A 4,872-nucleotide genomic window follows, 5' to 3' on the forward strand; every position below is an offset into this window, starting at 1 on the left:
CCAATGGGTTTGTTTTGGCGGTTTTTGCGGCGGGTCTGGGGGTAAAAAAAAACTTTGGCCTTCGTCTGTCCGGCCATACCGGATATATATTTAATGGGGGGGGAACCGGCCAATAACCCCGTTGCGCCCCCATTTACTTCTCTCTCGGGTAGGGCCGGACTGCCGATGGCCAATGATTTGAGTACGCCCCTGACCGGCCGCAGACAGCGCCTCAAGAACGCCTTGGGCCGTCCGCACCTGCCTGTAGCGCGCATCCTTTTCGGATTGATCGGCGTCATCGCCATTGGCACCGTGGCCCGCCTTGTGCTGGTTGACGACCCGACCGGCGGACGGCCGAGCCAGGAAGCCGCGATCGCCAGTACCCAGCTCGGCAATAGCGTCGCCGATTCGGTCGCCTCCGGCCCCGTCACTATCACTGCCGACCCGCAGCAATATCCCGCCGATGGCTCGATCACCGTCGTGCCCGGCCCGGCGGCCGACACGGCCAGCGCCGAGGCGCATTCGGCGCCCAATAGTCTTGGCATCGTGCCTGAGCTCAGCGAAGAAACCGCCAACGGCGCCATTCCGCGCATTTCCGGCACCGGCCAGACCCCCTTTGCCACCTATCAATACCCGTTCGAGGCTGCGAGCGCCGGCACCGGCCCGCGCATCGCGCTGATCGTCACCGGCCTCGGCATCAACGAGCAGGGTTCGCTCGACGCCATCGCCCAGCTTCCCGATCTCGTGACGCTGGCCTTTGCCCCCTATGGCAAGGCACTGCAGAACACCGTCACCGTCGCCCGCGGCGGTGGCCATGAAGTCATGCTCGAAGTGCCGCTCGAGCCGTTCGACTTCCCCCAGAACGATCCCGGTCCGCACACGCTTCTCACCGGCGAAGCCCCGCGCGATAACCTCGAAAAGCTCTTCTGGCTGATGGCCCGCTTTGGCGGCTATTTCGGCATCATCAACAATATGGGCGCCCGCTTCACCGCCTCGGCCGGCGACTTCGGCCCGGTGATGGAAGAACTGGGCGCGCGCGGCGTCGGCTATATCGACGATGGTTCGTCCAACCGTTCGGTTTCAGCCCAGCTCGCCAGCGCCAACAAGGTGCCTTATGCCCGCGCCAGCATGCTGATCGACGCCAATCCGGCGCGCTCATCCATTCTCTCAGCGCTGGACAGCCTTGAGGCTGAAGCGGTGGAACATGGCAGTGCAATTGGTATTGTCAGTGCATTGCCCATTTCCATCCAGGCCGTCTCAGAATGGTCGGCTGGCCTTGATAGCAAGGGCATTGCGCTGGTTCCGGCCAGCGCGCTCATGCAATAGCGCCTTGCCCGCGTGCGGGCGAGCAGCGCGCCAAGAGAACAGACCTGAAGCCATGTCATCTTCCCCGAGCCGTGAATCCCTGCCCTATCGCGACTGCGTCGGCATTGCAGTGTTCAATGCCACGGGCAATGTCTTCCTCGGGCACCGCAAATCCGAAGGCGATCCGGACCAGTCGGCCAAGAAAGGCTTTGCCTGGCAGATGCCGCAAGGCGGCATAGACGATGGCGAAGACCCGCTGCGCGCCGCCCTCCGCGAACTGCACGAAGAAACCAATATGACCTCGGTCAGCCTCCTCGCCGAGGCTCCAGAATGGATCTACTACGATCTTCCCGATGATCTCCTGGGCGTGGGCTTCAAGGGAAAGTATCGCGGCCAGCGCCAGCGCTGGTTTGCCTTTGCCTTCACCGGCGACGAGAAGGAAATCAACGTCGAGACCCCGGGCGGCGGCAAGTTCAAGGCCGAGTTCAACGCTTGGCGCTGGGAGCGCCTGTCGCGCACGCCATCCCTGATCGTGCCATTCAAGCGCGACGCCTATGAGAAGGTGGCGGAAGCCTTCTTCGATATCCCGCAACGCTTTGCCCACGCGTAAGAACCCATGAAAACCATCGGCCTCATCGGCGGCATGAGCTGGGAATCGACAGCTCACTACTATCGCATTCTCAACCAGGAGACGGCAGCGCGGCGCGGTGGCCTGCATTCGGCGCCAGTGCTGATCGACTCGCTCGATTTTGCCCCCATCGCTGAGCTGCAATCGGCCGGCAAGTGGGACGAGGCGGGTGCGCTGCTCAACCGCTCAGCCCTGAGGCTGCAGGCGGCCGGTGCCGAGGTGATCGGTCTTGCGACCAACACCATGCATCTGGTTGCCGAAACCATGATGGAGGGCATGGATGCCCCCTTGGTCCACATTGCCGATCCGACCGCCGACGCATTGCTGGCCGACGGCTACCAGACGGTTGGCCTTCTCGGTACGCGCTTCACCATGGAGATGGGGTTTTATCGGGAGCGCCTCGAAGCGCGCGGCCTGACGGCCCTGATCCCCGAGGTCGACCGCACCAATCTCAATGGCATCATCTATGACGAACTCTGCCGCGGCATCGTGCGCGAGGAGTCGCGAAAAATCTATGTCGACGCCATCAGCCGCCTCGCCGCGCGGGGCGCCGAGGCGGTCATTCTCGGCTGCACCGAGATCGGCATGCTGATCGACGATTCCGTCAGCCCGCTACCGGTTTTCGATACGACGGACCTTCACGCCCGCGCACTGGTGAGCACGGCCCTCGCCTGATCACGCAGCATGCCGGGCGCGCGGCGTCGCTTTCGTCTCCAGTTGAAAGATATCGACGATATGATCGAGCGCCTGGGTCTGGGCCTCGGTCTGCTCGATGGCGGCGTGGGTTTCCTGCACCAGGGCCGCATTGTGCTGGGTCACCTCATCGAGTGTCTGGATCGAGACAGTGACCTCGCCAATGGCGGCGGCCTGCTCGCGGCTCGCCTTGGCGATGGCGCCGACAAGGGCAGTGTTCTGCTGCATGACGTCGAGCATCTGCATCAGCTTGTCGCCGGCGGCGGCCACCAGTTCCTCGCCGCTGCGCACTTCGCTGCCGCTCTTTTCGACCAGCTGCTTCACTTCCGAAGACGCCTGCGCGGTTGACTGGGCGAGGCGACGCACTTCGACAGCCACGACGGCAAAACCCTTGCCCGCTTCGCCGGCCCGCGCCGCTTCCACAGAGGCGTTGAGGGCCAGGAGATTGGTCTGGAAAGCGATGTCGTCGATAAGCCCGATAATATTGGCGATCTGGCCGGAGGAGCGGGTGATCCGCTGCATGGCTTCGGTCGCGGCGCCCATGACCGTGCCGCTCTCCTGCGCCACGGTGGAAACAGAGGCGGTCTGGAGCGCGGCTTCTTCGGCGCGGCCGGCATTTTCAGCCACGGTGCCCGCAAGGGCTTCCATGGCCGCCGACGTCTGTTCGATGGTTGCCGCCTGCCGCGTCGTCCGGTCCGAGAGATCATTGGCGCCGCTCAGCAATTCGCCGCCGGCGACGCGCAGCGATTTGGCGGTTGTCTGCAACTGGTGCATCACATCGGCAAAACGCTCCACCGTGCCATTGAGGGCAAGGCGCAGGTCTTCGAACTCGCTTGGGAAGGGCGTGGTGATGCCGCCGGTCAGATCGCCATCGGCAAGACGCTTCAACCCGGCCCCGAGGGCTGCCACGGACTGCTTTCGCGATGTGACGTCGGTGGCGAACTGCACGACCTTGTAGGCACGACCCTCGGCGTCGCAGATCGGGGTGAAGGTGCTCTGGATCCACACTTCATTGCCTGCCCGGGTGCGGCGACGATACTCGCCGCTCTTGAACTCACCCGCGGTCAGCTCCCGCCAGAACTGCTGGTAGCTCTGGCTCCTGGGATCGGCATCGAAGAGGAACAGCGCGTTGGGCTGGCCGGCAATGTCCTGAAGGCGATAGCCGAGCAAGTTGAGAAAGTTCTCGTTTGCACTAGCGACCGTGCCATCGAGATTGAACTCGACGACGATCTGCGAGCGGGAAATGGCCTGCAACTGGCCGGTGTGATCCGCAGCTTCGGCAACATGCTGGCGGGCCTGCGCATCGAGCAGCGCCTTTTGGGCTGCATTGCTGCGGAACACCTCGACCGTCCGCGCCATCAGGCCGAGTTCATTGCCATTCTTGAGATAGGGAATGGTGTGATCGAGATCGCCCTCGGCAATCGCAGCCATGGCCTGCGAGAGCCGCGGGATGGGTCTGGTGATGGCGCGAGACACGAGGAACGCGGCAAGACCAAGCACCAGCACCGCCAGGGCGACAATGCCCGAAAGCACCATCATGGAGCGATTGAGCACGGCCTCGATCGGCGCACGGGCAACGGCGACCATGAGCGCGCCGATGACGGTGCCGTCTGCCTTGGCGATTGGCTGATAGCGGATGAAGTAGCCCTTGCCGGCGATTTCCCCGTTCTCGGTGACTTCCCCATTGGCCAGCAGTGCGGCATGGAGCGGCGTCCCCGCGGCGATGGGCTGGTCGAGAAGGCGCTCGCCGGCCTCATCGGTGAGGCTTGTCGTGCCGACGACAAAATCGGGCGATTGCTCGGTATCGAAAACGTAGATCGCCACATCCTGCCCGGCGACGCCGGCAATGGCATCGATCATGTCATTGGTGCGGAAGCGCGGCATGCTGCGGCCGGTCAGGGTCTCGACATTGCCGGTCGCGTCCACGACCACTTCGAGATTGGGCAGATTGACCTGAAAGATCTGGGCCGCGATGCGGGTTGAGGAGCGGATGGCGTCGTCGGCATCGCTGCTGACCGTGCCCGAGAGAGTAACAAAGAGCGCACCCAGAATGGTGATGCCGGCCAGAAGAATGCCGATGATCGACATGGCCGCGATAACAACGGTCATGCGCAAATGGCTGAGGATGGAAAACATGCTGGTCCCCACAAAACATCGGCGTCCCAACGCCGCGTTGCGGGGAAGACTGCGGCAGAAACATTAACTGAAGCTTGCCGGCGGCGCAAAATCACGCAGCGCCAATGACTTGCTCAAATTCTAGGCACCAA

4 protein-coding genes are annotated in these 4,872 nt (G+C 63.3%); 3 read left to right on the forward strand and 1 reads right to left on the reverse strand.

The annotated features are described in order from the left end of the window. The first annotated feature begins 165 nt into the window (after positions 1-165). The 3 genes from ABW043_RS17065 to ABW043_RS17075 are packed head-to-tail and all read left to right on the forward strand — an operon-like array spanning position 166 to position 2,587. Entirely contained in the window at positions 166-1,305 is a 1,140-nt protein-coding gene (locus tag ABW043_RS17065; protein ID WP_353922395.1) for a divergent polysaccharide deacetylase family protein, read from the forward strand. A 52-nt stretch (positions 1,306-1,357) separates the two neighbouring features. After that, positions 1,358-1,894 carry an RNA pyrophosphohydrolase gene (locus ABW043_RS17070; protein WP_353922396.1) on the forward strand — a complete coding sequence of 179 codons (537 nt, stop codon included), beginning with the start codon at positions 1,358-1,360 and terminating at the stop codon, positions 1,892-1,894. 6 nt (positions 1,895-1,900) lie between these two features. Next, positions 1,901-2,587, forward strand: a complete 687-nt coding sequence (locus tag ABW043_RS17075; RefSeq protein ID WP_353922397.1) for an aspartate/glutamate racemase family protein — start codon at positions 1,901-1,903, stop codon at positions 2,585-2,587. Here ABW043_RS17075 and ABW043_RS17080 read toward each other — a convergent pair whose 3' ends face one another. Continuing rightward, a complete protein-coding gene (locus ABW043_RS17080; RefSeq protein WP_353922398.1) occupies positions 2,588-4,741 on the reverse strand; it encodes a methyl-accepting chemotaxis protein in 2,154 nt (717 codons plus the stop codon). Positions 4,742-4,872: the final 131 nt, after the last annotated feature.

Origin of the sequence: Devosia sp. (genome assembly GCF_040509215.1) — a bacterium.
Classification (GTDB): Bacteria; Pseudomonadota; Alphaproteobacteria; order Rhizobiales; family Devosiaceae; genus Devosia.

Excerpts from the sequence above, each read along its gene's own strand:
- ABW043_RS17075 (WP_353922397.1), top strand. The coding sequence starts at position 1,901 with ATGAAAACCATCGGCCTCATCGGCGGCATGAGCTGGGAATCGACAGCT.
- ABW043_RS17065 (WP_353922395.1), top strand. The coding sequence starts at position 166 with ATGGCCAATGATTTGAGTACGCCCCTGACCGGCCGCAGACAGCGCCTC.
- ABW043_RS17070 (WP_353922396.1), top strand. The coding sequence starts at position 1,358 with ATGTCATCTTCCCCGAGCCGTGAATCCCTGCCCTATCGCGACTGCGTC.
- ABW043_RS17080 (WP_353922398.1), bottom strand. The coding sequence starts at position 4,741 with ATGTTTTCCATCCTCAGCCATTTGCGCATGACCGTTGTTATCGCGGCC.